We start from the raw sequence: 24,394 nt of genomic DNA, 5'->3' as shown, positions 1-24,394 counted from the left end.
GAAGAGGCAGGACCCATGGCAAACGTGCAAAGCGGCAAAATGATCGTCGGTCTCGATATCGGCACCTCCAAGGTGGTGGCGCTGGTGGGCGAGGTCGGGGAAGACGGCGCGATCGAAATCGTCGGTATTGGCACGCATCCGTCCCGGGGCCTGAAGAAGGGCGTGGTGGTCAACATCGAGTCCACCGTGCAATCGATCCAGCGCGCCATCGAAGAAGCGCAGCTGATGGCTGGTTGCCGGATCCACTCGGCGTTCGTCGGCGTGGCCGGCAACCATATCCGCAGCCTGAACTCCCACGGCATCGTGGCGATCCGCGACCGCGAAGTCAGCTCGGCCGACCTGGAACGCGTGCTTGATGCCGCCCAGGCCGTGGCGATCCCGGCTGACCAGCGCGTGCTGCACACCCTGCCGCAGGATTACGTGATCGATAACCAGGAAGGCGTTCGCGAGCCGCTGGGCATGTCGGGCGTACGTCTGGAAGCCAAGGTCCATGTGGTGACTTGTGCGGTCAACGCCGCGCAGAACATTGAGAAGTGCGTGCGCCGTTGCGGCCTGGAAATCGATGACATCATCCTTGAGCAACTGGCCTCGGCCTACTCGGTGCTGACCGACGACGAAAAAGAACTGGGCGTGTGCCTGGTGGATATCGGCGGCGGCACCACCGATATCGCGATCTTCACCGAAGGTGCGATCCGTCACACGGCCGTGATCCCGATTGCCGGCGACCAGGTCACCAACGACATTGCCATGGCACTGCGCACGCCGACTCAGTACGCCGAAGAAATCAAGATCCGTTACGCCTGCGCCCTGGCTAAACTGGCCGGCGCCGGCGAAACCATCAAGGTGCCGAGCGTGGGCGATCGTCCACCGCGCGAACTGTCGCGCCAGGCCCTGGCCGAAGTGGTCGAGCCACGCTACGACGAACTGTTCACCCTGATCCAGGCTGAGCTGCGCCGCAGCGGCTACGAAGATTTGATCCCGGCCGGCATCGTGCTGACCGGTGGCACCTCGAAGATGGAAGGCGCGGTCGAACTGGCCGAGGAAATCTTCCATATGCCGGTGCGTCTGGGCGTGCCTCATGGCGTGAAGGGCCTGGGCGACGTGGTGCGCAACCCGATTTATTCCACCGGTGTGGGCTTGCTGTTGTACGGACTGCAAAAGCAGACCGACGGCATTTCCCTGTCGGGCCCGAACAACCGTGACAGCTACCGCAGCGACGACGAGGCCAAGGCGCCGTTGTTCGAGCGGTTGCAGGCTTGGGTAAAAGGGAACTTCTGACGAAGTTGGCTTCAAGCGACAAGTTACAAGCTTCAAGTTTGCAGCTCATGGCTTGCAACTTGGAGCTGCTGTAAAGCAGTAGGCGAAAAAACTAGAGAAAATGAAAGGAGAGGGAACATGTTCGAACTCGTAGACAACATCCCCGCCAGCCCGGTCATCAAAGTGATCGGTGTCGGCGGTGGCGGCGGCAACGCTGTCAACCATATGGTCAAGAGCAACATTGAAGGCGTTGAATTCATCTGCGCCAACACTGATGCCCAGGCGCTGAAAAGCATCGGCGCGCGCACCATCCTGCAATTGGGCACCGCGGTGACCAAAGGCCTCGGCGCCGGCGCTAATCCGGAAGTCGGCCGTCAAGCCGCCCTGGAAGACCGCGAGCGTATTGCCGAAGTGCTGCAGGGCACCAACATGGTGTTCATCACCACTGGCATGGGCGGCGGTACCGGTACCGGTGCAGCGCCGATCATTGCCGAAGTGGCCAAGGAAATGGGGATTCTGACGGTTGCAGTCGTGACCCGTCCGTTCCCGTTCGAAGGTCGCAAGCGCATGCAGATCGCCGACGAAGGTATCCGTCTGCTGTCTGAAAGCGTCGACTCGTTGATCACCATTCCCAACGAGAAGCTGCTGACCATCCTGGGCAAGGACGCGAGCCTGCTGTCCGCCTTCGCCAAGGCTGACGACGTACTGGCCGGTGCCGTTCGCGGTATCTCCGACATCATCAAGCGCCCAGGCATGATCAACGTCGACTTTGCCGACGTACGTACCGTGATGAGCGAAATGGGCATGGCGATGATGGGTACCGGCTGCGCCAGCGGTCCGAACCGTGCACGCGAAGCCACCGAAGCGGCCATCCGCAACCCGCTGCTCGAAGACGTGAACCTGCAAGGCGCACGCGGCATTCTGGTGAACATCACCGCCGGTCCTGACCTGTCCCTGGGTGAGTACTCCGACGTGGGTAGCATCATCGAAGCCTTCGCTTCCGAGCACGCCATGGTCAAGGTCGGTACCGTTATCGATCCGGATATGCGCGATGAGCTGCATGTCACCGTAGTTGCCACCGGCCTGGGTGCCAAGATCGAGAAGCCTGTGAAGGTGATCGACAATACCCTGCACGGTAGCCAGGCCAGTCAGGCAGCCGCCGCTCCAGCCCCTGCGCGTCAGGAGCTGCCGTCGGTGAACTACCGCGACCTGGATCGTCCGACTGTGATGCGCAACCAGGCTCAGGCCGGTGCTGCAGCGTCCCGTAGCCCGAATCCGCAAGATGACCTGGACTACCTGGACATCCCGGCATTCCTGCGTCGTCAGGCCGATTAATGGAATGTATCAGGGCTATGAAGGTGATTGGTGTTCAGCAAAGGTCTGGTCTGCTATTATCGCCAGCCTTTGTTGATACCAGTTCGCAATTTGCGCTGAAGCGGTCCAAGCCATGATTAAACAACGCACCCTGAAGAATATTATTCGTGCCACAGGTGTAGGTCTGCACTCCGGGGAAAAGGTCTACCTGACCCTCAAGCCTGCACCTGTCGACACCGGCATCGTGTTTGTGCGTGCCGACCTGGACCCTGTGGTGCAGATACCTGCTCGCGCGGAAAACGTTGGCGAAACCACTATGTCGACCACTTTGGTCAACGGTGACGTCAAAGTGGACACGGTGGAGCACTTGCTCTCGGCCATGGCCGGTTTGGGCATCGATAACGCCTACGTCGAGCTCTCCGCGTCCGAAGTCCCGATCATGGATGGCAGCGCTGGACCCTTCGTATTCCTGATTCAATCTGCCGGCCTGGAAGAACAGGACGCAGCCAAGAAGTTCATTCGCATTCTGCGGGAAGTGACAGTAGAAGACGGCGACAAGCGCGCCACCTTCGTCCCGTTCGAAGGCTTTAAAGTGAGCTTTGAGATCGATTTCGATCACCCGGTATTCCGTGACCGCACCCAAAGTGCAAGCGTGGATTTTTCCAGCACTTCGTTCGTTAAAGAAGTCAGCCGCGCCCGTACCTTTGGTTTCATGAGTGACATCGAGTACCTGCGCAAGCACAACCTCGCACTCGGCGGCAGCGTTGAAAACGCCATCGTGGTCGACGCGGATGGTGTACTGAACGAAGACGGCCTTCGCTATGAAGACGAATTCGTGAAGCACAAGATCCTCGATGCAATCGGTGACCTCTACCTGCTGGGCAATAGCCTGATAGGCGAGTTCAAAGGCTTCAAGTCGGGCCACGCCCTTAACAACCAGCTGCTGCGCAAGTTGATTGAGCAGACAGATGCTTGGGAAGTCGTGACCTTCGAAGATGCCAGCACCGCACCGATCTCTTACATGCGTCCCGTTGCGGCGGTGTAAGTAACAACTCTCTTTCTTTAGTTTTTAAAGGCTGCCTTCGGGTGGCCTTTTTTTCGTCTCGTAAAAACCTGGGTGGTTATTCAGAAAGGATACGTTCCATTCAGCGTTATAGAATTTTCTGGCAATGATTTTGCATTTTTCCTGAGTCGGAATTTGAGAGTTCCTAGTGTAGTGTTTCCTCCGAAGCTTGGCATGGATGCTCTGATAATGATGTTGGCCAGTTTCGGAGTTATGACTATGTTTTCTATTTTCAAGGCTGTTGGTATCGATATTTTTGTCGGTAGTTACTCGGCATTATTGGCGCAGTGGGTTGTACGCTATGAGTTTCGTGCTTTGGCTGGAGTTTGTAGAGTATGAAAAAAAATGACGCTGTTTTAAAGCTGTTCGGTGATCAGATTGGTCTGCCTGATCTTAAGTTTGATGAGTGCCAGATGTGCCAAATGAAGATAGAAGGCATGAAGTTGGCGATTTATGATAATCGGGCTCAAGGCTGTATCAGCCTGATTTGCGAATTTCCCCATGTTGCGATAGATGGCTTGGAAATGGACAGCTGGTACCGCTCGCTATTTGAACGTCAGATGGGTTTCTTGCACGAACATATCCCTGTGGTCGGATTCAATAGTGCATCCACAGCGCTGTTGGCAATGAGCCATATTGTAGAGGGTGATGTGTCGCCCAAACGACTTAGCGAGAAGTTGAATGCCCTTATCGATTGGGTTTTGGAAAGTTCATATATGTTTGACACACGCACTCTGAATTCAGCTCGGGTTATACCTGCCCCGGCCCATCATCAATTCCTTCGTCTCGGTGGTGTTCACTATGCCTAGTATCAGCCAGATCAAGACCCCTGGTTTGATTGATTATGCTAAACACGCCGGAAATGAAGGCGTTTTGCAGGGTAATCATATAGAACGTATGTTTGCGAAAGCAGACGTGGGAATCGGTAACGGTATCGCTAAACCTTATTCATCAAGCGACCGGCCTACCATGAATGAAGATGTAGCCGCTCGCCAGATAACCAAAGGAATACGCCAATTTATCAGCGGGAAGTCCCACGAGCGGATGATAAAAAATGGAACGCTATGGAACACCGTTCCTGTCTCTTCGGAAAAAACTTATGTCGATGGTCTTTCTAAGACTAACCTGCGCAATCTTCGAAATGAGTTGGGTGCACTAACTCCGGATGAGAAGCAATTTTTGAATAACTATTTCGAAAGTTCGTTATATGCGACGCATAGTACTGGAGCTCCGGTAAAACGCGACGATGGTAGCGTCGGCTTGTTTTCACGTCAAAAATTGATTGATCGTAATATCATTTTTAACACGGAGAACTCTCCCCAAGAAGATATTAAGATTCTCGGCAATGACGATTTTGTATTTTTTGCCTTGGAAGCGGGAGGCGAGCCAAAAAAACCAAGCAGTCGTTTTGGCGGAACTACCTTTCGTTTTGACTTTGAAAGCCCGGCGTTCAAGGATGCTGCGTGGGTGAGTTTGGTAGAAATGAGGTTTGCGCAAACACCGTATCTTGAACGGCATATCGAACCGCTGACGCAAGGCGAATTTAAGGATATTTCCAGGCGAAAGCTGGAACCTTTCCAGACCGTATTTTCCGGGGATGACATGAAAGCGGGAATCGGACTGTCGATTATCAAGGATCTGCGCAAGTTACCGCCGGAAACAAGTAAACGTCTGCTGGCGGGCACAGGGGAAGAACATATGAATAAGTTGATTAACGGCTTGTATCGTCCTGAGATAAAAGTTGCGAGGCACTTTTTCTCGGATAGCTACATGGAGGCGGCCGTCAAAAAAGATGATAAGACAGGTAAATTGTAAGTGAGTCAGCCAATACTCTACAGACGTCGATAAAGCTTCCTGCGCTCACTGCGCGCGATCGTCTCAATGGCGGATTGCATCGACTATACGATTACGTCCGCCATGCTTGGCCTCATACAACGCCTGGTCCGCACTAAGCAGCAGCGCTTCCAGGGATTGGCGGTTGCGTTTGTCCCAGGTACTCATGCCGATACTCACGGTAATCGGCCCTTCGCTGCCTGCCGCCCGTGGCAAGCGTTCGACGCTGCTGCGGATGTGCTCGGCGATGACCATCGCGCCCTTGGCGTCGGTATGGGGCAGCACCACCGCGAATTCTTCACCGCCGTAGCGCGCCGCGAGGTCAGCCGGGCGGCGGATATTGTCGCCGATGACCTGGGCCACGGCGCGCAAGGCCTCGTCGCCGCCGCTGTGACCGTGGCGGTCGTTGAAGGCTTTGAAGTGGTCTACGTCAATCATCAGCAGGGTCAGCGCTTCGGTCGAGCGTTGGGCGCGGTCCCATTCCTGGCGCAGGCGTTCGTCCAGGACGCGGCGGTTGGCCAGGCCGGTCAGGGGGTCGGTGGCTGCCAGTTCTGACAGCACTCGCTCCGCGCGATAGCGACGTCGCAGCTCGCGACGCAGCATCCAGGTCAGCCACAGCAAACCGACGCACAGAATGCCGGTGGCACCGCTGGTGAGCAGCGCGGCGCGTTTCCAAGGGGCGAACACATCTTCGCGGGACAACGCCACCACCACAATCAGCGGCAGGTCGCCCACGGTGGTGAATGTATACAGCCGTTCCTTGCCGGTGATGGCCGAGACGGCCTGAAAGCTGCCGCTGCCTTCGCGCAGGATGCGCTTGAAGTTCGGGCGTTCGCTCAGGTCCTTGTCGATCATGTCGCGTTCGAGCAACGGTTGCTGAGCCAGTAGAATGCCGCGATTGTTGAGCAGATTGACGCTGCTGCCGTTGCCGATGGTGAGGGTATTGAACAACTGGTCGAAGTACGCCAGGCGCATGGTCGCCACCGCCACCCCGGTAAACTCGCCATTGGGGCCTGATACGCGGCGGCTGAAGGCCATGCGCCAGACCTGATCGCACTCGCAGTGCACCCTGAACGGCCGGCTGATAAACAGCCCGGCTTGAGGGTTATTCACATGGGCCTGGAAATAGTCGCGGTCGGCAAAATTGCGCGCGGTGGGTTGCAGGGTCGACGAGTCGGCGATCACCGTGCCATGGGCATCGAGCATCAGCACTTCACCCTTGAAGGGCGCGGCGGTGGCCAAGTCAAACTGCAGCAGATGCTGAATGTTCGCATCGACCTTGGCCAGGTCCTCGCGCTGCCTGGCCGCAATCAGCCCCTTGAGAGCCAGGTCGTAGAGCTCGACGTTACGCAGCGCATCGGCGTTGATCAGTTGGGCAATGTTCGTGGTCGAGCGCGTAGCCGCCTGCAGCGTACTGGCATGTTCGCGAACCAGTAAGGCCGCGACGATGATGACGATCAGAACGACGGTCAGGCCGCTGCCCAGGAGCAGCAGCAATTCCGGGTGTGCAGGCGGTGGACGAACACGGCGTTGACTCATCGGGCAGACTTCAGCGAGATAGATGCTGGCAGTTTAGTTCTACCCGATGAAAATTGAATACTCAGCTAAAAAGAAAGATTCGAGCCCTCAAAACACGTCAATCGGATAGTCGACGATCATCCGATATTCATCCACGTCACGATCCACCGCCGAATAACCGCGGCCGCCTCGGTGCGTGGCCCATTGCAGGCGCACGGCGAGGTCCTTGGCGTGACCGTCCTGCACTACGTATTTCAGATCGATATCCCGTTCCCAGTGTTCAGCGTCTTTGCCGTCGGCGCTGTACCAGGCGCTGTAGCCACGGCTTTGCGGATCGACCTGGGTCAGATCGGTTTTGCCGCTGATGTAAGACACCGCCGAGGTCAGGCCTGGCATGCCAAGGCCGGCAAAATCATAAGCGTACTTGAGCTTCCACGAGCGCTCATTCGGACCGTTGAAGTCCGAGTATTGCTGGGAATTGTCCAGGTACACGCTGTCGCCCTGGGTGATGTAGTCGAACGGTGTGTTGCCGTTGACCCGCTGATAGGCGGCGGTGACGCTGTGGCTGCCCACGCCCACGGTGAAGTGCAGGCTCCAGGTGTTGTTGTCGATGTCGCCCAGCAGGGATTGGCCGATGTCCTGTGTATGGTAGTAGTGCAGGCCTGGGTTAAGGCTGACCCGGTCGTTCAACGCGTAGGTGTAATCCAGATCGTAGTAGTACTGCTGCCAGACGTCCTTGAGTTGCGACGCATAGAGGTTGCTGGTCACACCCGGCGCAGCGCTGAACGATACGCCGGCCCAGTCCAGGTGCTGGCTGTCGTGGTTATCGGGCAAGGCGCCGTAGCTGGTGCCGATGCGCCGGTGGCCGCTCTGGTTATAGAGCTTGGTGAAGCTGGCCTGGCCGCCTTCGAACATCCAGCCGTCCAGGCTGCGGTTGGTCAGACTGACGCCACGGAAGGTCTGCGGCAGCATGCGCGTCATGCCACCGGCGATCACCGGGTTGTTGAGGAACAGGTCGCCGGCTTTGAGTTCGGTGTCGAAGGCGCGCATTTTCAAGGTGCCGCCGGCGGTGGAGAACGAACCCGGCGCTTTGCCGCTGCCGGTGTCGCTGCCATAGGGAAGGATGCTGGAACCGTCAGTGCCGCCACCGCCGTCAAGCTTGAGGCCGAGCATGGCATGAGCGTCCAGGCCGAAACCGAGCGTGCCCTGGGTAAAGCCGGACTCGAAGGTGCCGATAAAACCCTGGCCCCATTCCTTGCTGTCGTCGGTGTGGATATCACGACGGTCGCGGTTCATGTAGTAGTTGCGGGTGTCGATTGTCAGGTGTGAACCTTCGACGAAACCGTCGACGGGGACGCTGTCCGCCGCGTGAGCGATGGGCGTAATCGTTGCGGTAATCGCGAGGAATAACGGGGTGAACGTCAGCGAGTTCTGCACCGGTGGAGCTCCTTTGGATCAGACGTAAACGGCCGGTGTCGTGGGAAATGCCCGGCCTTTTTTGACGGCAAAAAAAAGCCGCTGAAGGTCAGCGGCTTTAAGACAGATTCCCAGCGTAGAGCCCTGGAAATAAGTCGAGGGAAATTCGGGTAAACGGGGCAGCTGTCTTTGCCGTCGCGCTCATCGATGCGTCAAATTAACGCAGGCGAGCACTGCGAAACAGAGTGTAACAAGATAATGACTGTTGCCCAAACCGCAACAGTCACGCGCTCATACCGGCAGCGTGATACCAAAGGTATTGCCGCGCCTGTCGCTGCGTACAAACACATCCCCGCCGTGCATCAGCGCAATCGCCTTGACGATGGCCAGGCCCAACCCATGGTTCGCGCCGCTGTTACGCCGCGAGGCGTCGACCCGATAGAACCGCTCGAACAGCCGAGGCAGGTGTTCACTGGCGATGGTTTCGCCGGGGTTGGTCACGCCGATGGCGACGTGATGCGCCTGCACCTCGATGTGCACGTCGATGACCTGACCGGGCGCCGTGTGTTGCACGGCGTTGCTCAGCAGGTTGATCAGCGCGCGACGCAGGTGGGCTCTCTCGATCTGCACCTGTGCGTCGCCATGGACCTGCACCTGCACCTGGGCGTCTTCGAGGATAAAGTCCAGGTAATCGAGGGTCGTTGCGACCTCGTCGGCCAGGGAGCTTTCGCTCAACTTGGTGGCCTTGGTGCCCTGGTCCGCGCTGGCGAGGAACAACATGTCGTTGACGATCGAACGCAGGCGCTCCAACTCTTCCAGGTTCGACTGCAGCACCTCCAGATAATGTTCGGCCGAGCGCCCGCGCGTCAGCGCCACCTGGGTCTGGCCGATCAGGTTGGTCAAGGGTGAGCGCAGCTCGTGGGCCACGTCGGCATTGAACGACTCCAGGCGCGAATAAGCCTGTTCCACGCGGTCCAGCGTGGCATTGAATGTGTTGACGAACTGCTTGAGCTCCGGCGGCAACGGTGACAACAGCAGGCGGCCGGAGAGTTTCGGCGGCGCCAGTTGGCTGGCCTCGTCCGAGAGCTTGCCCAGCGGCTTGAGGCCGATGCGCGAGACCCAGAACCCCAGCAGCGCCGCCAGCAGCACGCCCACCAGCGCCAGGCTGACCAGCGCCACCAGCAAGTGATGCTGGGTGGCGCGGAAGTTTTCGGTGTCGATGGCGATCATAAAGCGCAGCGGCGGGCGCTGGTCCTTGGCGGCGAACTGGCTGACCAGCACTTTGAGCGGATAACGCTGGCCGGGCAGGTGCAAGTCACGCTTACCGGTGCGTTCAGCGGCGAAGGCACGAATGCGTGCGTCGGGGTTGCCGTATTCATAGGCCGGGTCGCTGCTGACTACCCAGAAATGAATGCGCTTGTCTTCTTCGCTCAGCAGTTTGAGCTTGTTGGTGATCTTGGCCCAGTGGTCCGGGGTGCCGAAGCGGTTCACCGAGGATTCGAGCACGCTGTAGCGTGCGTCCAGTTCGGCCTCCGGCAGCAGGCCCAGGCCGCGGTCCACTTGCTGGTACAGCGCGCCGCCGATCAGCAGGAAGATCAGCGCCGCCACCAGGGTGAACATGCCGCTCAGGCGCAGCGCAATGGAATCAGCCGGCACTGCGGTTCTCCAGCACATAGCCCATGCCACGGATGGTGTGCAGCAGTTTGTGTTCGAACGGGCCGTCGAGCTTGGCCCGCAGGCGCTTGATCGCCACTTCGACCACGTTGGCATCGCTGTCGAAATTGATGTCCCACACCATCTCCGCAATCGCTGTCTTGGACAGGATCTCGCCCTGGCGGCGCGCCAATACGCTGAGCAGCGAGAATTCCTTGGCGGTCAGATCCAGGCGCAGGCCGTTGCGACTGGCCTTGCGGCTGATCAGGTCGATCCACAAGTCGGCGACGGTCACCTGCACCGGCTCATGCCCGCCACTGCGGCGGGTCAACGCCTGCAGGCGCGCCACCAGTTCGAGAAACGAAAAGGGTTTGCCCAGGTAGTCGTCGGCGCCTTCGCGCAGGCCGCGAATGCGGTCTTCCACGCGCTCGCGGGCGGTGAGCATGATCACCGGGGTCTGCTTGCGCGCGCGTAACGCCCGCAGCACGCCAAAGCCGTCGAGGCCCGGCAGCATCACGTCGAGCACGATCACGGCATAGTCGTTCTCCAACGCCAGGTGCAAACCTTCGACACCGTCACGGGCCACGTCGACGGTGTAGCCCTGTTCCGTCAGGCCACGGTGCAGATAGTCCGCGGTTTTTTCTTCATCTTCGATAATCAGGACGCGCATGACCCCGCCTCACTCTGTGGTCGCCAGCGCGGACGCTGGTGTGGGCCGATGGAACAACTTTTCGAGGTACAAGTATATGACCGGCGTGGTGAACAGGGTCAGCGCCTGGCTCACCAGCAGCCCGCCGACCACCGCGATGCCCAGCGGCTGGCGCAGTTCCGCGCCGGGACCGGCGCCCAGCATCAGCGGCACCGCGCCAAGCAGGGCGGCGAGGGTGGTCATGATGATCGGTCGGAACCGCGTGACGCAGGCCTGGTAAATCGCCTCCTGAGGCGCCAGGCCACGCACGCGCTGGGCGTCGAGGGCAAAGTCGATCATCAGGATGCCGTTCTTTTTCACGATGCCGATCAGCAGCACCAGGCCGATCAACGCCATGATCGAAAAGTCCTGGCCCATCAGGGTGAGCATGATCAGCGCGCCGAGGCCGGCCGACGGCAGGGTCGAGATGATCGTCAGCGGATGCACGAAGCTTTCGTACAGCACCCCCAGGATGATGTACACCGCCACCAGCGCCGCAAGGATCAGCCACGGCTGGCTGGCCAGTGAACTCTGGAATGCCTGGGCGGCGCCCTGGAAGCTGCCGATAAGGGTGCTGGGCATGCCGATCTCGGCCTTGGCCTGGTCGAGCATGATCACCGCATCGCCCAGCGCTACGCCGGGTGCCAGGTTGAAGGACAGGTTGGCGGCCGGGAACATGCCGTCATGGCTGATGGATAATGGCCCGACGGTCGGTGGGTCGACCTTGGCCAGCGCCGACAGCGGCACCATTTCGTTGGTCAAGGGGGAGCGCAGGTAGAAATAGTTCAGGCTCTCGGCCTTGCCGCGTTGTTGGCGATCCAGTTCCAGCACCACCTGGTATTGGTTGATCTCGGTCTGGAATTCGTTGATCTGGCGTTGGCCGAAGGCGTCGTACAGCGCCTGGTCGACATCGGTGGCGCTCAGGCCGAACCGTGCGGCGGCCTGCCGGTCGATGCTGATGTGGGTGATGCTGCCGCCCAGTTGCAAGTCGTTGGACAGGTCGCGAAAGGCCGGGTTGGCGCGCAGTTTCTCGGTGAGGCGCTGGGTCCAGGTGTTGAGCGTCGGGCCGTCGTTGCTCTTGAGCACATATTGGTACTGGGCGCGGCTGGGGCCGGAGCTGAGGTTGATATCCTGGCCGGCGCGCAGGTACAGCACAATGCCCGGCACCTTGGCGAGTTTCGCGCGGACGCGGTCGATAAACTGGCTGGCCGACACATCGCGCTCCCCACGCACTTTCAAGGCGATCCAGAAGCGGCCGTTGGCGATGGTCTGGTTGCTGCCGGTCACCCCCACGGAATGGGAAAACGCCTGTACCGCCGGGTCGTCCTTGATGATCTCGGCCAGGGCCTTGTGTTTGGCGACCATGTCCGGGAAGGACACATCGGCCGCCGCCTCGCTGGTGCCGAGTACGAAGCCGGTGTCCTGCACGGGGAAGAACCCTTTGGGAATAAACACGTAGCCGACCACGGCCAACGCAAGCGTCACGCCGAAGATCGCCAGCATGCTGCGTTGATGGGCCAGGGCACGCCGCAGGTTGCGCGCGTAGCCGGCCAGCAGGCGCTCGCTGAAACCGGGCCTGGCCTGGGTGTGATGGCTGGGCGCGCGCATGAACAACGCGGCCAGGGTCGGTGCCAGGGTCAGGGACACCACCACCGAAATCAGAATGGTCGAGGTAGCGGTGAGCGCGAACTCCTTGAACAGCCGCCCGACCACACCCCCCATGAACAGCAGCGGAATAAACGCCGCCACCAGGGAAAAGCTGATGGACACCACCGTAAAGCCGATCTCGCCGGCGCCCTTGATCGCCGCCGCGCGCTGATCGAGCCCGGCCTCCAGGTGCCGGTGGATGTTCTCCACCACCACGATGGCATCGTCCACCACAAAGCCCACGGCGATCACGATGGCCACCAGGGTCAGGTTATTCAGGCTGAAGCCCATCAGGTACATCAGCGCAAAACTGGCGATCAGCGACACGCCGAGCACACTGGACACAATCAGCGTGGCCGACAGTTGGCGCAGGAACAGCGCCATCACCGCCACCACCAGCAGGATCGCGATCAGCAAGGTCACTTCCACCTCATGCAGCGAGGCGCGGATGGTTTTGGTGCGGTCGCTCAGCACACTGACCTGCACCGATGCCGGCAACATGGCTTGCAGGCGCGGTAGCTGCGCCTGGATGCGGTCGACGGTCTCGACGATATTCGCGCCAGGCTGGCGCGAGATCACCAGGTTGACCCCGGGAGTGTCCCCGGACCAGGCCTGCACGTAGGCGTTTTCCGAGCCGTTGATGACCTTGGCGATATCGCGCAACTGCACCGGCGCGCCGTTTTTGTAGGACACGATCAATTGAGCGTAGTCCTGTGGCTGGAATAACTGATCATTGGTCGACAGGGTCGACACGCTGTTATCACCGTAGATCGCCCCCTTGGCCAGGTTCAGGCTCGACTGCTGAATGGCCAGGCGGATATCGGCAAGCGTCAGACCGATGGCCGCGAGTTTGTCGGGCGAAGCCTGCACGCGAATCGCCGGACGTTGCTGGCCGGTGATGTTGATCTGACCGACGCCATCGATCTGGCTGATCTGCCGGGCCAGCAGGGTTTCCACGTAGTCGCTCAGTTCGGTGCTGGGCATGCTGTCGGAGCTGACACTGAGGATCAGCACAGGGCTGTCCGCCGGGTTGACCTTCTTCCAGGTCGGCAGGCTCGGCATATCGCTGGGCAGCTTGCCGGACGCGGTGTTGATCGCCGCCTGCACTTCCTGGGCGGCAGTGTCGATGCTTTTGTCGAGGGTGAATTGCAGAGTCAGCAGGGTGGAGCCCAAGGCGCTGCTGGAGGTCATCTGAGTCACGCCGGGGATGGCGCTGAATTGCACTTCCAACGGTGTGGCCACCGACGAGGCCATCGTGTCGGGGCTGGCGCCGGGCAACTGCGCGGTGACTTGGATCGTCGGAAATTCCGCTTCCGGCAGGGGCGCAATGGCCAGGCGCGGGAAGGCAATCAGCCCGAGCAGCACCAGGGCGAAGGTCAGCAGCAAAGTGGCGACCGGGTGGTCGACGCACCAGGCCGACGGCGAGCGGCTGCCGCTCATGGCTGCACCGTGGCGTCGACGGTCTGGATCGCCTGGGGCGGCTCCTTGAGCACCTCGACCCGCGCACCGGCCTTGAGCCGCGACTGACCGTCGCTGACCAGCACATCCCCGGCCTGCACGCCGGTGATCAGGCTGAGGTCGCTGTTCTGATACGTCACCTGTACTGGCACCACTTCGGCCTTGTCACCGTTTACCCGGTACACAAAGTGCGAATCCAGGCCACGCTGCACGACGGTCGGCGGCACCACCAGGGCGTTTCTATCGAGGGCGGTCTGGATCTTGACGGTCACCAGTTGGCCGGGCCACAGGCGCTGGGCGGTGTTGCTGAATTCGGCCTTGGCGCGCAGGGTGCCGGTGGTGGAACTGATCTGGTTGTCGATCAGGCTCAGATGGCCACGGCCCAGCAAGTCGCCGGTGCGGCCGTCGGTGTCGGCGCCCAGGTAGGCGTCAACACTGGCTTTTTCCGGAGCGGCGATCAGGCCTTGCAGGGTCGGCAGCATCTGCTGCGGCAGGGAAAATTCCACCGCGATCGGGTCGATCTGCGTCACGGAAAACAGCCCCTGGGCATCGCTGCTGCGCAGGAAGTTGCCTTCATCCACTGTGCGAATACCAACGCGACCACTGACCGGCGAGCGAATCTGCGTGTAGGACAACTGCACTTGAGCCGAATCAATCGCCGCCTGGTTGCCCTGGGCGCTGGCCTTGAGCTGGTTGACCAGGGCTTGCTGCTGGTCATAGGTCTGCTTGGACACACCGTCGTCGACGCTCAATGCCTTGTAGCGCTTGAGGTTGACCTGCGCCACCTGCAACTGGGCCTGGCTCTCGCCCAGTTGGGCCCTGGCCTGGTCGAGGCCGGCGCGGATCGAACGATCATCGAGGGTGGCCAGCAGGTCGCCGGCCTTGACCCACTGGCCTTCCTTGACCAGCAACCGGGTGAGAATGCCATCCACCTGCGGGCGTACCACCACACTGTGCAGCGACAGCACCGTGCCGATGCCGCTGACAAAGCGCGGCACATCCTGCCGGGCCACGCTTACCACGCGTACCGGAATCGCGCTGGGTGCCGCCAGCCGAGGCTTGGCCGGGCGGGTCACGGCCCAGAGAGCAACCGCGGAAACCACGAGGACTGCCGCGATCAGGGCGGTTTTTCGCTGAATGTGCATGGGCAGGGGGCCGGGACAGAGGAGTGGAATAGGTAGCGGCCTTTATAGCCCGCCAACCCGGTCAGCACGGTGACGGCTAACTGACAGGGCTGTCAGCAAACGCCGACCATTCGTACAGGCGGTGGTTAAAGAACCGAGGCGGGCAGGTATACTGCGCGCCAGCGTGGCCGGCAAGCGGTCTCGCTTCATTTTTCTGCACGCTCCGGAGCTTCCATGAATTCCCCGACACAATCCCCCGTTGAAGCGGCCGACCTCGCCGATCCGGCCAGCGCCGAAGGCGTTGAAAAGGCCGAGATCCCGGCGTTCAAGTTTCCCTTCAAACCGGGTGAACTTGCCGGAGCCAAGAACGCCGCGCAGCCCTGGTACAAGAACGGCGCCAAGAACGGCCACACCAAGACTCCCGGAATGGCCCCGCCCGGCACGCGTCGCTCCATGGGTAAACGCTGAGTGTAATTACCGTTTAATCGTGATGGCATTTGCCTACAAGCTCTGCTGATATTTCTGCTTGTAGGATCAAGTCCGTTTCTAGAAAGCTTGCCTGCCTTTGCTGCGCCCGTGCATACCGGGCGAGGGGCGATGAGGCTGGTTTCTCTGGAAAAGGATGTTTCCCGTGGCTCTGATACACCTCTGTGTAGCGCTCGCCCTGTTGCTTTCGGTGGATGCCGTCGCGGCCGCCGACCCACCGCGTCAAGAAGTCCGATTTGCCGTCGCCGCGCTGTTCCCCCCGTTTCAGAGCCGCGACCCACAAGGGCAACTGGTCGGTCTGAATATCGAACTGGGTAATGCCCTCTGCGTGCAAATGCATGTGCGGTGTACCTGGGTCGACCAGGTACAGGTGGAAAACTTCCGCGCCCTGGATGCCCGGCGCTTCGACGCCATCATGGGGATCGCGCCCACCTCGGAACGCCGGCGATGGGCGAACTTCACCGATCTGCTCTACCCCTTCACCACCCGCCTGGTCGCGCGCAAGGCTTCCGGCCTGCTGCCCACCGCCAAGTCGCTCAAGGGCAAGCGGGTAGGGGTATTGCTGGGCAGCAATCGTGAGGCGTTCGCCCGTTCCAAATGGGCGCCGAAGGGCGTCATTATCAAAAGTTTCTGGCTCAACACCGACTTGGTCCACGGCCTGCTGGCGGGCGAACTCGACGCGACGTTGCAGGGCACCGTGGAAATTCGCGAGGCCCTGCTCGACACCGACGAAGGCCAGGCCTTCGACTTCCTGGGCCCGGCCGTTTCCGCCGAGCTGTTGGGCGATGGTGTGGCAATCGCGGTGCGCAAGCCTGATACCGCGTTGCGTCATGCGCTCAACCTGGCGCTTGAACAGTTGAAGCAGAACGGTGAGTACCAGCGGATCATCGCGCCCTATCGCCTGGAAATTCCGAGATTTTAGGGTTTTTCCTACAGCATTACAGGATGAGTGCCGGGCGATTATGCGAGGAGTCCTGCTAAATCTACTGGGGTAGTCGGTGCGGCCATTGATAGGCGCCCGAAAGCCCTCTTATTTTTTGCAAGGACTGAATCATGATCCTGACACGACTGATGTTGGCGCTGGCTTTATGCACGATGACCGGTGTGTTGTGCTCCACGGCTTACGCGAAGGAAAAACGATCACAAGTCATACGGTTTGGCGTCGAGCCTCTGGTACCGCCTTTTGAAAGTCGCAACGCCAAAGGCGAGCTGGTGGGGTTGAATATAGAACTGGGCAACGCACTGTGCGCCCAACTCAAAAGGCGTTGCGAGTGGGTCGACCAGAGCTACGCCACCAATCTGGCGGCGCTTGAAGCCGGCCGCTTTGACGCGATCATGCCCATGTCCTCCACCCCCGCGCGGCGCAAGCAGATCGATTTCACCGATAACCTGTACCCGCTCGAAACCAGGCTGGTGGCGCGACGCGACCTGGCCCTGCAGCCTGATCTGAAGGTACTGCAGGGCCGCCGCATCGGCGTGCTGGCCGGTACCAGTCGGGAGGCCTACGCATTGGCGCGCTGGGCCCCCCATGGGGTCGAGGTGAAGACGTTCAAGCTCAACGCGCAGTTGATCGAGAGCCTGCGCAAGGGCGAGATTGATGCAACGTTGCAGGACAGCATCGAAATCTCGCAAGCCTTGTTGAAAACTGCGCAAGGTGTGGATTTCGCGTTTGCCGGGCCCGCCATCAAGGATGAAATGCTCGGCACCGGGGTTGCCATCGGCCTGCGCAAAACCGACCCTGAACTGCGTGACGCGTTGAACCAGGCCTTGCAACGACTCAAGGACAACGGCCAGCACGCCGCTATTACGGGACGTTATCTCGCCGCCGCGCCAGCGCCCCAGCGCCCTGTACTCCAACCTCTGGGCTTCTCTCCCGCCGACGCAGGCCTACCGTTTTCGCAAACGGTGCGGGCCGGGTCCTTGCTGTTTCTGTCGGGCTTGCTGGGTTTGGACAGCGCTGGCAAGCGCGTACCCGGTGGAATAGAAGCGGAAACCGCCAGGGCCTTGGAGAGCATGCGCACGATTCTCAAGGACAAGGGATTGTCGATGGAACGCGTTGTCAAGTGCACCGTGATCCTCGCCGATATCAACGATTTCGCCGCCATGAACAAAGTCTATAGCCGCTACTTCCCGGCGAATCATCTGCCCGCCCGAACCACGTTCGCTGCCGGTCGGCTGCTACTGGATGCGCGCATCGAAATAGAGTGCGTCGCCAGCTATTGAGGGCGCCAATCAACACCGCGCGGATGGGCGGCGCGTCGCATCACGCCGCCCGCAGCGGAATAAATGTGTAATTGGCCGGCACCTCGGTGGCGATCTGCGCGCCGGCGTCCAGCAGTTGTTCGGCGATGCCCGGGCCGGACACCTGGAACACCCACTCACTGGCCGCAGAGGGGTGGGCCATCGCCAGCTCGATGGCCTGGGCGAATGCGCCCATGTCCGGCAGGTAGGCGGTGAAGCCATCGCCCTTGAGCGCCGTGGTGCGAATGCCCAGCAGGGCGCAGACCGCCTCCTTGGTTTGCACGTCGTCGCGGTCGGCCTGGCGTGATTGCTGGATCAACTGCGCGAGTTCCCGATCGACCAGTTCGCCCCCGACGATCAGTGCCGGGCCCTGTTCCCAGGACTCCGGCGGACAGTCCTTGGCCGCAGGGTTCAACGGGATGTGTGGGTTGATCTCCATCGGGTAGATGCGACAGACCAGCGGGCGCCGTTCATAGATGCGGCACAGGTTGTCTTCGTCAAGATTCCGGCAGCGTCCGGCGTTGTAGGCGGCGAAGGTAATCGCCACGAACGCCTCGGCTGTGCCGCTGGGGACTACCACCGAACGCCGTTCGGCGTGCTCGCGCTGTTGCACGGGCAACCCCAGGCCGTTGCCGAGAAAGCCCTCCACCAGAACGATGACGTTACCGCCGTCCGCCGCCCACATACGGGCTTCGTCGAGGGTCAGGGGCACGTGGTGGTCACTGCAGCATTTGCCGCAACCGACGCAGGAAAAATGAGTGTTCATGGCAGGCTGTCACCAGGCTAGGTCAGAGGGCATGCAACGGCGGTGACGGGTTTTTACCTCTGTTCACCGCAATACCGCTCTGGAAGCAAGTTATGCGCCAGTCATTCTTCGCTGACCACATCGCGCATGACAAACAGCATGCCCGCACTTTCATACAGTCGCCGGGCACGCAGGTTGGTTTCCAGCACCTTGAGGTCCACATAGGGCTCGCCGCGTTGCTTGAACACCTGGAACGCGTGCAGCAACAAGGCGCGACCCAGCCCCTGACCCTGGGCGCAGGGGTGCACGGACAGGTTCTTGATAAACGCGCTGGTCCAGCACTGGGCCACGCCCAGAATGCCCGTCTCGTTGCTGGCGACCAGGCACAGGGTGGGGTCGAACTCGGCATCGGTGACAAACCGGTCCTGCCAGGTGTGCAGATCGGGTACGCGGCCACCGCCCTGTTCCTGAGTCAGGCGCAATACCGCATGAATCGCCGGGGCCAGCTCATCGCGGTAATGATCCAACTGCGTACCGGCCGGCCATTGCGGCGCGGGCAGGCTCCCGGTGAGGGGGCGGCGCAGCAGCTGAAAATATGCAGCCATGGCTCAACGACCTTGTTGCGCCACGGTCTGGGCGGCCACCACCAGGCACTTGGTCAGCTCGGGGGACGAGAACTTGGTCAGCACCGCGTTGGCGCCGGCCAGCCGTGCTTTTTCACTGTTCATCGCACTGTCCAGAGAGGTGTGCAGCAGCACGTAGAGGTGCTGGAAGTCCGGGGTTTCGCGCAGGGTGCGGGTCAGGGCGTAACCGTCCATTTCGGACATTTCGATGTCCGACACCACCACGTTGATTTCTTCGCCGGTGCCTTGCAGCTCCAGCAGCACATCGATGGCTTCCTTGGCACTGCGCGCGGTGTGGCAGGTCAGGCCGAGGTTGCGCAGGGTATGCACCGACTGCTGCAACGCCACCTGGCTGTCATCCACCACCAGGATCCGCGCATGGCCGAGCACTTCGGCTTCTTCCATGGTCAGGTCGGTCGGTGCCGCTTCGATCGGGGCCGGGGCGATGCCGTGGATGACTTTTTCGATATCGAGCACCTGTACCAGGCCGCCTTCCACCTGCGTCACGCCGGTGATGAACGCGCGATTACCGCCGGAGCCGTAGGGCGGGGGGCGGATATCGGTGGTCAGGCAGTGCACGATCTTGCTCACCGCCTGCACGTGCAGGCCCTGCTTGGAGCGGCTCACATCGGTGACGATCAGGCAGCCACCATTCGGATCTTCCAGCGGCATCTCGCCAAGGGCGCGGCTCAGGTCGATCACCGACAGCGAGGCGCCGCGCAGGGTAGCGATGCCTTTGACGTGCGGGTGCGACTCCGGCAGTTTGGTCAGCGGCGGGCAGGGGATGATTTCGCTGACCTTCAGCAGGTTGATGGCCATCAGCTTGCCGCTGCGCAAGGTAAAGAGCAGAAGCGAGAGTGAATCTGCGCGGGCTTTGGAGGTAGGCATAAAAACCTTCTGTGAATCAGGGAGGACGATCTATGGAAGGTTATCGACCTGCGCGGCCCAGGCTTTAGCCCTTCCACACTTGCGGGTTCACCAGATCCTGCGGCTTCTGCCCGAGCAGGGCGCTGCGCAGGTTGTCCAGGGCACGGTTGGCCATGGCTTCGCGGGTTTCGGTGGTGGCCGAGCCGATGTGCGGCAGGGTCACGGCATTGCTTAGCTGGAACAGCGGCGACTCGGCCAGCGGTTCCTGCTCATACACGTCCAGCCCGGCGCCGCGAATGGTCCGGTTCTGCAAGGCCTGGATCAGCGCCGGTTCGTCCACCACCGGGCCGCGGGAAATATTCACCAGGATGGCGCTGGGCTTCATCAGCCCCAGCTCGCGGGTGCTGATCAGGTGGCGGGTCTTGTCGTTCAACGGCACCACCAGGCAGACGAAGTCCGCTTCGGCCAGCAATTGCTCGAGACTGCGCAACTGCGCGCCCAGTTCCTGTTCCAGCGCCGGCTTGCGGCTGTTGCCGCTGTACAGGATCGGCATGTTGAACCCCAGTCGCCCGCGCCGCGCGACCGCCGCGCCGATATTGCCCATGCCGACGATGCCCAGGGTCTTGCCGTGCACATCGCAGCCGAACAACGGTGCGCCGACGCTGGCCTTCCACTGCCCGGCCTTGGTCCAGGCGTCCAGCTCGGCCACGCGGCGGGCGCTGCTCATCAACAGGGCGAACGCCAGGTCGGCGGTGCTTTCGGTCAGCACGTCGGGGGTGTTGGTGAGCATGATTCCACGCTCGGTGAGGTACGGCACATCGTAGTTGTCGTAGCCCACCGACACGCTCGACACCACCTCCAGCTTGCCCGCGCCTTCGAGCTGCGCGCGGCCCAGTTTGCGGCCCACACCGATCAAGCCGTGGGCGTGGGGCAGGGCCTCGGCGAACTGCGCGTTGATATCCCCCAGCTTGGGATTCGGCGCGATCACCTCGAAGTCCTGTTGCAGGCGTTCAATCATCGACGGGGTGATGCGGCTGAAGGCGAGGACAGTCTTTTTCATGGCAGGCGGGGCTCATCGACTACGGAAGAATGCCAGGCACGCTAACATTCCTGCCGGCGGTTGTCAGGACACCGCCGATCCAATCTGGGCACCGGACACACTGTGTTGTTTGCTGGCTATCAATTAGCCAACCGCACCCCACCCAGGCTGCCGCTCAATTCATACGCCACCAGTTCGGCCTGATGCGCCGCCAGAATCTCCGGCAGTGAGCCGCGCAGGTATTCCACCCAGGTTTTGATCTTCGCATCCAGGTACTGGCGCGACGGGTAGATGGCGTACAGGTTCAGCTCCTGGGAGCGGTAGTTGGGCATCACCCGCACCAGGGTGCCGTTGCGCAGGCCTTCGATGGCGGCGTACACCGGCAGCAGCCCGACGCCCATGCCGCTGGTGATCGCGGTTTTCATTGCGTCGGCCGAGTTCACCAGGAACGGCGAGGTGTTGATCGCCACGCTTTCTTGGCCTTCCGGGCCGTTGAACGTCCATTTGTCCAACTGAATGACCGGGCTGACCAGGCGCAGGCAGGCGTGGTTGAGCAAGTCCTGGGGGCGCTGTGCGCACCCCTTGGCCTTGACGTAGTCCGGCGACGCGCAGGCGATGCTGTAGGTGATGCCCAGGCGCTGGGATACGAAGCCCGAGTCCGGCAGTTCGCTGGCCAGCACGATGGACACGTCATAGCCCTCGTCGAGCAGGTCCGGCACGCGGTTGGCCAGGGTCAGGTCGAAGGTCACGTCCGGGTGGGTGCGGCGGTAGCGGGCGATGGCATCGATTACGAAGTGCTGGCCGATACCGGTCATGGTGTGCACTTTCAGTTGCCCGGCGGGGCGGGCATGGGCGTCGCTGGCCTCGGCCTCGGCCTCCTCGACATACGCAAGGATCTGTTCACAGCGCAGCAGGTAGCGTTTACCCGCCTCGGTGAGGGCAATGCGGCGGGTGGTGCGGTTGAGCAAGCGGGTTTGCAGATGGGCCTCAAGGTTGGAGACCGCGCGCGAGACGTTGGCCGTGGTGGTGTCCAGCTGGGCGGCGGCGGCGGTGAAGCTGCCGGCTTCGGCCACGCAACTGAAGGCGCGCATGTTTTGCAAAGTGTCCATGGGGGGTTCTCAAGGTCGATGGCAAATTGTGACATGAAGTTGCCAGCAGGTGTGTATCCGCTGGGCACGACCTAAGTCGATGAAAATCCCCGCCAGGGCTCAGTCCAACCGCCAGGCCTCGCTGACTTTCGCCACATAGTGCGGCAGGTAAGCCAGCAACATCCGGTCCAATGCCTGTCGCGCCCGCGCACGATTTTCCGGTGTCGGCGCCGCAAGCGTGTCGGCGGCCTGCTGTGCCAGCGTTTCAACCGCCTGATCGAGTGCCGGGCCGATACGCCTGAGTACGTCCAGCTCAGCGCTCAGGACACTGCCCGGTGATTGTCGGCCCATGGCGTCGAACAGCTTGGACAGGTCATCGCTGTGTGCCTCTATATAACGGTCCCAGCCGGGCCTGTCTTCGGGGTTGGCCAGGTAGCGGCGGGCGATCGGTAGCAGGTGGTCCAGCGAATCGGTGCCCCATTGCTCCTTGTGCAGCGATTGCCGGGTGCGCAACGACTGCAATTGGACGCCGGTGTAGTGGCTGATCGGTTCCGGCAAGGCCAGGTCGCGATGCTTGTCGCGGGTATGGCGGGTCAGAAGCACTACCGGTTGCCCATGCTTGATCTTGACCAGCACGTGGGTGGACGGCTGTCGGGCGGGGTCGAGCAGCGATGCGCTGATGGAGTGGATCAGGTCTTCCCAGTCGAAGGTCTGCTTACCCAGGGCCGCCAATACTTCGCGCAGTGCCGTGACCACCCCTTTTTTGCATTTGAGCGGGGCGATATCGATCGCCAGGTAGTCGCCACTCAAATGTGGATCGTCGGATGTTCGGTGGCTGACCTCGAGGGTCACGCCTTTACCGCCCTCGGCCCGGGACGAGACCGAGGCGCCCACCGACCCGCTCAGTATCTGGGTCGGGGCCTTCAGTTGATAGACGCACAATGCCTGCGGCCGCAGAAGGGCGCGGTGCTGCTGGATCAGGTCGCGTATGTCTGCGTTCACCACTGGATCGACAGGCCCCAGGTCCTGAAGCAGCACGTAGCGCTCCAGCAGTGATTGGGCCTGTTGAGTGCGCAGGTCAACGACGGCGTTTGCGCGCGGTGAGTTGAGCTGTTGAACAAAGTGTCGGCTGCTGGACGCCACCTGTGCATTCAGATCCGCCAGCAGCTTGAGCGGCGTGTCCGCCGACGATTGTCGGGCGGCCAGTTGCTGCCGGGCCAGCGCCGGCGCTGTGTCGTACAGGCCAAGGATATCAAGCGTCTTGGACTGCACAGTGCGTTGCAATGTCAGCGCCATCGCAGTGTTTACCTTCAGGAAGCTGAAGACATCCAGCGCCAGTCTGCTGCCTGCAGTCATTTTAGAACCGCGTTCGGTCATCACCGGCTGGTCGGTGTGTTGCAGGCAGGGCAATTCAACGTCGCCCAGGCCATTGGCGGCCAGTGCCTCGCGGGTGTAGGGCTGGCTCTGTGCGCTGTAGTCCCGATGCCTTTGCAAATGGAAACGGTCACTCAAAATGGCCGGAAAATTCCGTACGGTCCGGGCGATATTTTCACTCAGGGACGTGCGTACTGAGTGGCTGCGGGCATCGGCATAGTGCGCAAGGCTTGGGTACTCCCGTGAGGATAAATAGCCGATTCCCAGTTGATGACCCGACGTGCCCGCCGTCACGTTCGCCAGCGTCGAGTTCAGTTTGCCCAGCAGGCCAACCACGCGGGTGCTCCTGATGCGCTGGTCGTCGGTAACTTCCACCAGAGAATCGGCCGCCAGGTAAGGGCCTGCACTTAACTGTCGCGTGGGTTCCAGCGCGAATTCGTAACCAAGTTGGCGATGGTTGATACGTTTACCACCGGCATCGATATAACCCAGCGCTGACAACACGCCTTGGGTCAGACGCGTGTGCCTGGTATCGCTGGTAGCGGCCCGGAACTGCCACTTAAGGGCGCGGCACAAGCGATAGTCAGCTTCGATGTTTGGATCATCGACACTGCGGTGGCGCTTGAGCAAGTGCTCGGCCTTTTTGAAAAAATGATAGAAATCGGGCAGTTCCTCAGCCGCCATCTCCAGCCTGGCCGGACTGTTGGACAGGGTGTGATGAAGCGCTTCGAGCGCCTCTTTATCGCGCGGATAGCCGGCCAGGTTCATCAGCTTTTCCAGCACCGTGTCGAGGACCCAGCGCGCATCGCGCTGTAAGGGCAACCTACCTGGGCTCAGCGGTGCCGGATGAATGTGCAGTTGCCTGCGCAAGCCGTCGGCGCAGGCTTCGGCGGGTGACAGAGGCGCGGCGGCAGGCGCAAGGACGCTCAAGGGAGGAAGCATGGGCGGCTCCGCAAGAAA

At 61.0% G+C, this 24,394-nt stretch carries 20 protein-coding genes; 8 read left to right on the top strand and 12 right to left on the bottom strand.

What is annotated here, in order from left to right:
* Positions 1 to 15 precede the first annotated feature (15 nt).
* The 5 genes from ftsA to G7025_RS09745 all read left to right on the top strand — a co-directional run bounded on the left by ftsA (position 16) and on the right by G7025_RS09745 (position 5,449).
* A complete protein-coding gene (gene ftsA / locus G7025_RS09765) occupies positions 16 to 1,278 on the top strand; it encodes a cell division protein FtsA (protein ID WP_181078546.1) in 1,263 nt (420 codons plus the stop codon).
* A gap of 117 nt (positions 1,279 to 1,395) precedes the next feature.
* The gene (gene ftsZ / locus G7025_RS09760) at positions 1,396 to 2,592 is read left to right on the top strand and encodes a cell division protein FtsZ (RefSeq protein WP_078823296.1); all 1,197 of its coding nucleotides are present in this window, start codon (positions 1,396 to 1,398) and stop codon (positions 2,590 to 2,592) included.
* A 112-nt stretch (positions 2,593 to 2,704) separates the two neighbouring features.
* The gene (lpxC, locus tag G7025_RS09755) at positions 2,705 to 3,616 is read left to right on the top strand and encodes a UDP-3-O-acyl-N-acetylglucosamine deacetylase (RefSeq protein WP_003171886.1); all 912 of its coding nucleotides are present in this window, start codon (positions 2,705 to 2,707) and stop codon (positions 3,614 to 3,616) included.
* 353 nt (positions 3,617 to 3,969) lie between these two features.
* Positions 3,970 to 4,443 carry a type III secretion system chaperone gene (locus G7025_RS09750; RefSeq protein WP_181078544.1) on the top strand — a complete coding sequence of 158 codons (474 nt, stop codon included), beginning with the start codon at positions 3,970 to 3,972 and terminating at the stop codon, positions 4,441 to 4,443.
* Entirely contained in the window at positions 4,436 to 5,449 is a 1,014-nt protein-coding gene (locus G7025_RS09745; protein WP_181078542.1) for a hypothetical protein, read from the top strand. The genes G7025_RS09750 and G7025_RS09745 overlap by 8 nt, the downstream gene beginning before the upstream one ends.
* 63 nt (positions 5,450 to 5,512) lie before the next feature.
* On the opposite strand, the gene G7025_RS09740 is transcribed toward G7025_RS09745, so the two are convergent.
* The 6 genes from G7025_RS09740 to G7025_RS09715 form a co-directional block, all read right to left on the bottom strand.
* Positions 5,513 to 7,006 carry a sensor domain-containing diguanylate cyclase gene (locus G7025_RS09740; RefSeq protein ID WP_181078539.1) on the bottom strand — a complete coding sequence of 498 codons (1,494 nt, stop codon included), beginning with the start codon at positions 7,004 to 7,006 and terminating at the stop codon, positions 5,513 to 5,515.
* A gap of 87 nt (positions 7,007 to 7,093) precedes the next feature.
* On the bottom strand, positions 7,094 to 8,422 hold the full coding sequence (locus G7025_RS09735) for an OprD family porin (protein ID WP_181078537.1): 1,329 nt from the start codon (positions 8,420 to 8,422) through the stop codon (positions 7,094 to 7,096).
* A 270-nt stretch (positions 8,423 to 8,692) separates the two neighbouring features.
* Positions 8,693 to 10,057, bottom strand: a complete 1,365-nt coding sequence (locus tag G7025_RS09730) for a heavy metal sensor histidine kinase (protein ID WP_181078535.1) — start codon at positions 10,055 to 10,057, stop codon at positions 8,693 to 8,695.
* Positions 10,047 to 10,724, bottom strand: a complete 678-nt coding sequence (locus G7025_RS09725; protein ID WP_181078533.1) for a heavy metal response regulator transcription factor — start codon at positions 10,722 to 10,724, stop codon at positions 10,047 to 10,049. The genes G7025_RS09730 and G7025_RS09725 overlap by 11 nt, the downstream gene beginning before the upstream one ends.
* A 9-nt stretch (positions 10,725 to 10,733) precedes the next feature.
* Complete coding sequence (locus tag G7025_RS09720; RefSeq protein WP_181078531.1) at positions 10,734 to 13,829, bottom strand: multidrug efflux RND transporter permease subunit; 3,096 nt, start codon at positions 13,827 to 13,829, stop codon at positions 10,734 to 10,736.
* Positions 13,826 to 14,992 (bottom strand): efflux RND transporter periplasmic adaptor subunit, encoded by a 1,167-nt coding sequence (locus G7025_RS09715; protein WP_181078529.1) that lies wholly within the window; start codon positions 14,990 to 14,992, stop codon positions 13,826 to 13,828. The genes G7025_RS09720 and G7025_RS09715 overlap by 4 nt, the downstream gene beginning before the upstream one ends.
* A 213-nt stretch (positions 14,993 to 15,205) precedes the next feature.
* On the opposite strand from G7025_RS09715, the gene G7025_RS09710 reads away from it, so the two are divergent.
* The 3 genes from G7025_RS09710 to G7025_RS09700 all read left to right on the top strand — a co-directional run bounded on the left by G7025_RS09710 (position 15,206) and on the right by G7025_RS09700 (position 17,680).
* Positions 15,206 to 15,439, top strand: coding sequence for a hypothetical protein (locus tag G7025_RS09710; RefSeq protein ID WP_034111815.1), 234 nt, complete (start codon positions 15,206 to 15,208; stop codon positions 15,437 to 15,439).
* A gap of 163 nt (positions 15,440 to 15,602) precedes the next feature.
* A complete protein-coding gene (locus tag G7025_RS09705) occupies positions 15,603 to 16,379 on the top strand; it encodes a transporter substrate-binding domain-containing protein (RefSeq protein ID WP_181078528.1) in 777 nt (258 codons plus the stop codon).
* Positions 16,380 to 16,510: 131 nt separating this feature from the next.
* Entirely contained in the window at positions 16,511 to 17,680 is a 1,170-nt protein-coding gene (locus G7025_RS09700; RefSeq protein ID WP_181078526.1) for a transporter substrate-binding domain-containing protein, read from the top strand.
* A 40-nt stretch (positions 17,681 to 17,720) separates the two neighbouring features.
* Here G7025_RS09700 and G7025_RS09695 read toward each other — a convergent pair whose 3' ends face one another.
* The 6 genes from G7025_RS09695 to G7025_RS09670 form a co-directional block, all read right to left on the bottom strand.
* A complete protein-coding gene (locus G7025_RS09695; RefSeq protein WP_181078524.1) occupies positions 17,721 to 18,464 on the bottom strand; it encodes a YkgJ family cysteine cluster protein in 744 nt (247 codons plus the stop codon).
* A 101-nt stretch (positions 18,465 to 18,565) separates the two neighbouring features.
* Positions 18,566 to 19,048, bottom strand: coding sequence for a GNAT family N-acetyltransferase (locus tag G7025_RS09690; RefSeq protein ID WP_181078522.1), 483 nt, complete (start codon positions 19,046 to 19,048; stop codon positions 18,566 to 18,568).
* Between the two features lie 3 nt (positions 19,049 to 19,051).
* On the bottom strand, positions 19,052 to 19,954 hold the full coding sequence (locus G7025_RS09685; RefSeq protein WP_181078520.1) for a chemotaxis protein CheV: 903 nt from the start codon (positions 19,952 to 19,954) through the stop codon (positions 19,052 to 19,054).
* A 64-nt stretch (positions 19,955 to 20,018) separates the two neighbouring features.
* On the bottom strand, positions 20,019 to 20,993 hold the full coding sequence (locus G7025_RS09680; RefSeq protein WP_181078518.1) for a 2-hydroxyacid dehydrogenase: 975 nt from the start codon (positions 20,991 to 20,993) through the stop codon (positions 20,019 to 20,021).
* A gap of 119 nt (positions 20,994 to 21,112) precedes the next feature.
* Positions 21,113 to 22,081 carry a LysR family transcriptional regulator gene (locus G7025_RS09675; protein WP_181078516.1) on the bottom strand — a complete coding sequence of 323 codons (969 nt, stop codon included), beginning with the start codon at positions 22,079 to 22,081 and terminating at the stop codon, positions 21,113 to 21,115.
* A 99-nt stretch (positions 22,082 to 22,180) separates the two neighbouring features.
* On the bottom strand, positions 22,181 to 24,376 hold the full coding sequence (locus G7025_RS09670) for a hypothetical protein (RefSeq protein WP_181078514.1): 2,196 nt from the start codon (positions 24,374 to 24,376) through the stop codon (positions 22,181 to 22,183).
* Between the last annotated feature and the right edge of the window lie 18 nt (positions 24,377 to 24,394).

This window comes from Pseudomonas lurida, from assembly GCF_013522705.1.
Taxonomy (GTDB): domain Bacteria; phylum Pseudomonadota; class Gammaproteobacteria; order Pseudomonadales; family Pseudomonadaceae; genus Aquipseudomonas; species Aquipseudomonas quebecensis.
This window is presented reverse-complemented; position numbering and strand designations above follow the sequence as displayed.

What these genes read in the sequence shown, in the direction of transcription:
- ftsA (WP_181078546.1), top strand. Translation starts at nt 16, where the DNA reads ATGGCAAACGTGCAAAGCGGCAAAATGATCGTCGGTCTCGATATCGGC.
- ftsZ (WP_078823296.1), top strand. Translation starts at nt 1,396, where the DNA reads ATGTTCGAACTCGTAGACAACATCCCCGCCAGCCCGGTCATCAAAGTG.
- lpxC (WP_003171886.1), top strand. Translation starts at nt 2,705, where the DNA reads ATGATTAAACAACGCACCCTGAAGAATATTATTCGTGCCACAGGTGTA.
- G7025_RS09750 (WP_181078544.1), top strand. Translation starts at nt 3,970, where the DNA reads ATGAAAAAAAATGACGCTGTTTTAAAGCTGTTCGGTGATCAGATTGGT.
- G7025_RS09745 (WP_181078542.1), top strand. Translation starts at nt 4,436, where the DNA reads ATGCCTAGTATCAGCCAGATCAAGACCCCTGGTTTGATTGATTATGCT.
- G7025_RS09740 (WP_181078539.1), bottom strand. Translation starts at nt 7,006, where the DNA reads ATGAGTCAACGCCGTGTTCGTCCACCGCCTGCACACCCGGAATTGCTG.
- G7025_RS09725 (WP_181078533.1), bottom strand. Translation starts at nt 10,724, where the DNA reads ATGCGCGTCCTGATTATCGAAGATGAAGAAAAAACCGCGGACTATCTG.
- G7025_RS09720 (WP_181078531.1), bottom strand. Translation starts at nt 13,829, where the DNA reads ATGAGCGGCAGCCGCTCGCCGTCGGCCTGGTGCGTCGACCACCCGGTC.
- G7025_RS09715 (WP_181078529.1), bottom strand. Translation starts at nt 14,992, where the DNA reads ATGCACATTCAGCGAAAAACCGCCCTGATCGCGGCAGTCCTCGTGGTT.
- G7025_RS09710 (WP_034111815.1), top strand. Translation starts at nt 15,206, where the DNA reads ATGAATTCCCCGACACAATCCCCCGTTGAAGCGGCCGACCTCGCCGAT.
- G7025_RS09700 (WP_181078526.1), top strand. Translation starts at nt 16,511, where the DNA reads ATGATCCTGACACGACTGATGTTGGCGCTGGCTTTATGCACGATGACC.
- G7025_RS09695 (WP_181078524.1), bottom strand. Translation starts at nt 18,464, where the DNA reads ATGAACACTCATTTTTCCTGCGTCGGTTGCGGCAAATGCTGCAGTGAC.
- G7025_RS09690 (WP_181078522.1), bottom strand. Translation starts at nt 19,048, where the DNA reads ATGGCTGCATATTTTCAGCTGCTGCGCCGCCCCCTCACCGGGAGCCTG.
- G7025_RS09685 (WP_181078520.1), bottom strand. Translation starts at nt 19,954, where the DNA reads ATGCCTACCTCCAAAGCCCGCGCAGATTCACTCTCGCTTCTGCTCTTT.
- G7025_RS09680 (WP_181078518.1), bottom strand. Translation starts at nt 20,993, where the DNA reads ATGAAAAAGACTGTCCTCGCCTTCAGCCGCATCACCCCGTCGATGATT.
- G7025_RS09675 (WP_181078516.1), bottom strand. Translation starts at nt 22,081, where the DNA reads ATGGACACTTTGCAAAACATGCGCGCCTTCAGTTGCGTGGCCGAAGCC.
- G7025_RS09670 (WP_181078514.1), bottom strand. Translation starts at nt 24,376, where the DNA reads ATGCTTCCTCCCTTGAGCGTCCTTGCGCCTGCCGCCGCGCCTCTGTCA.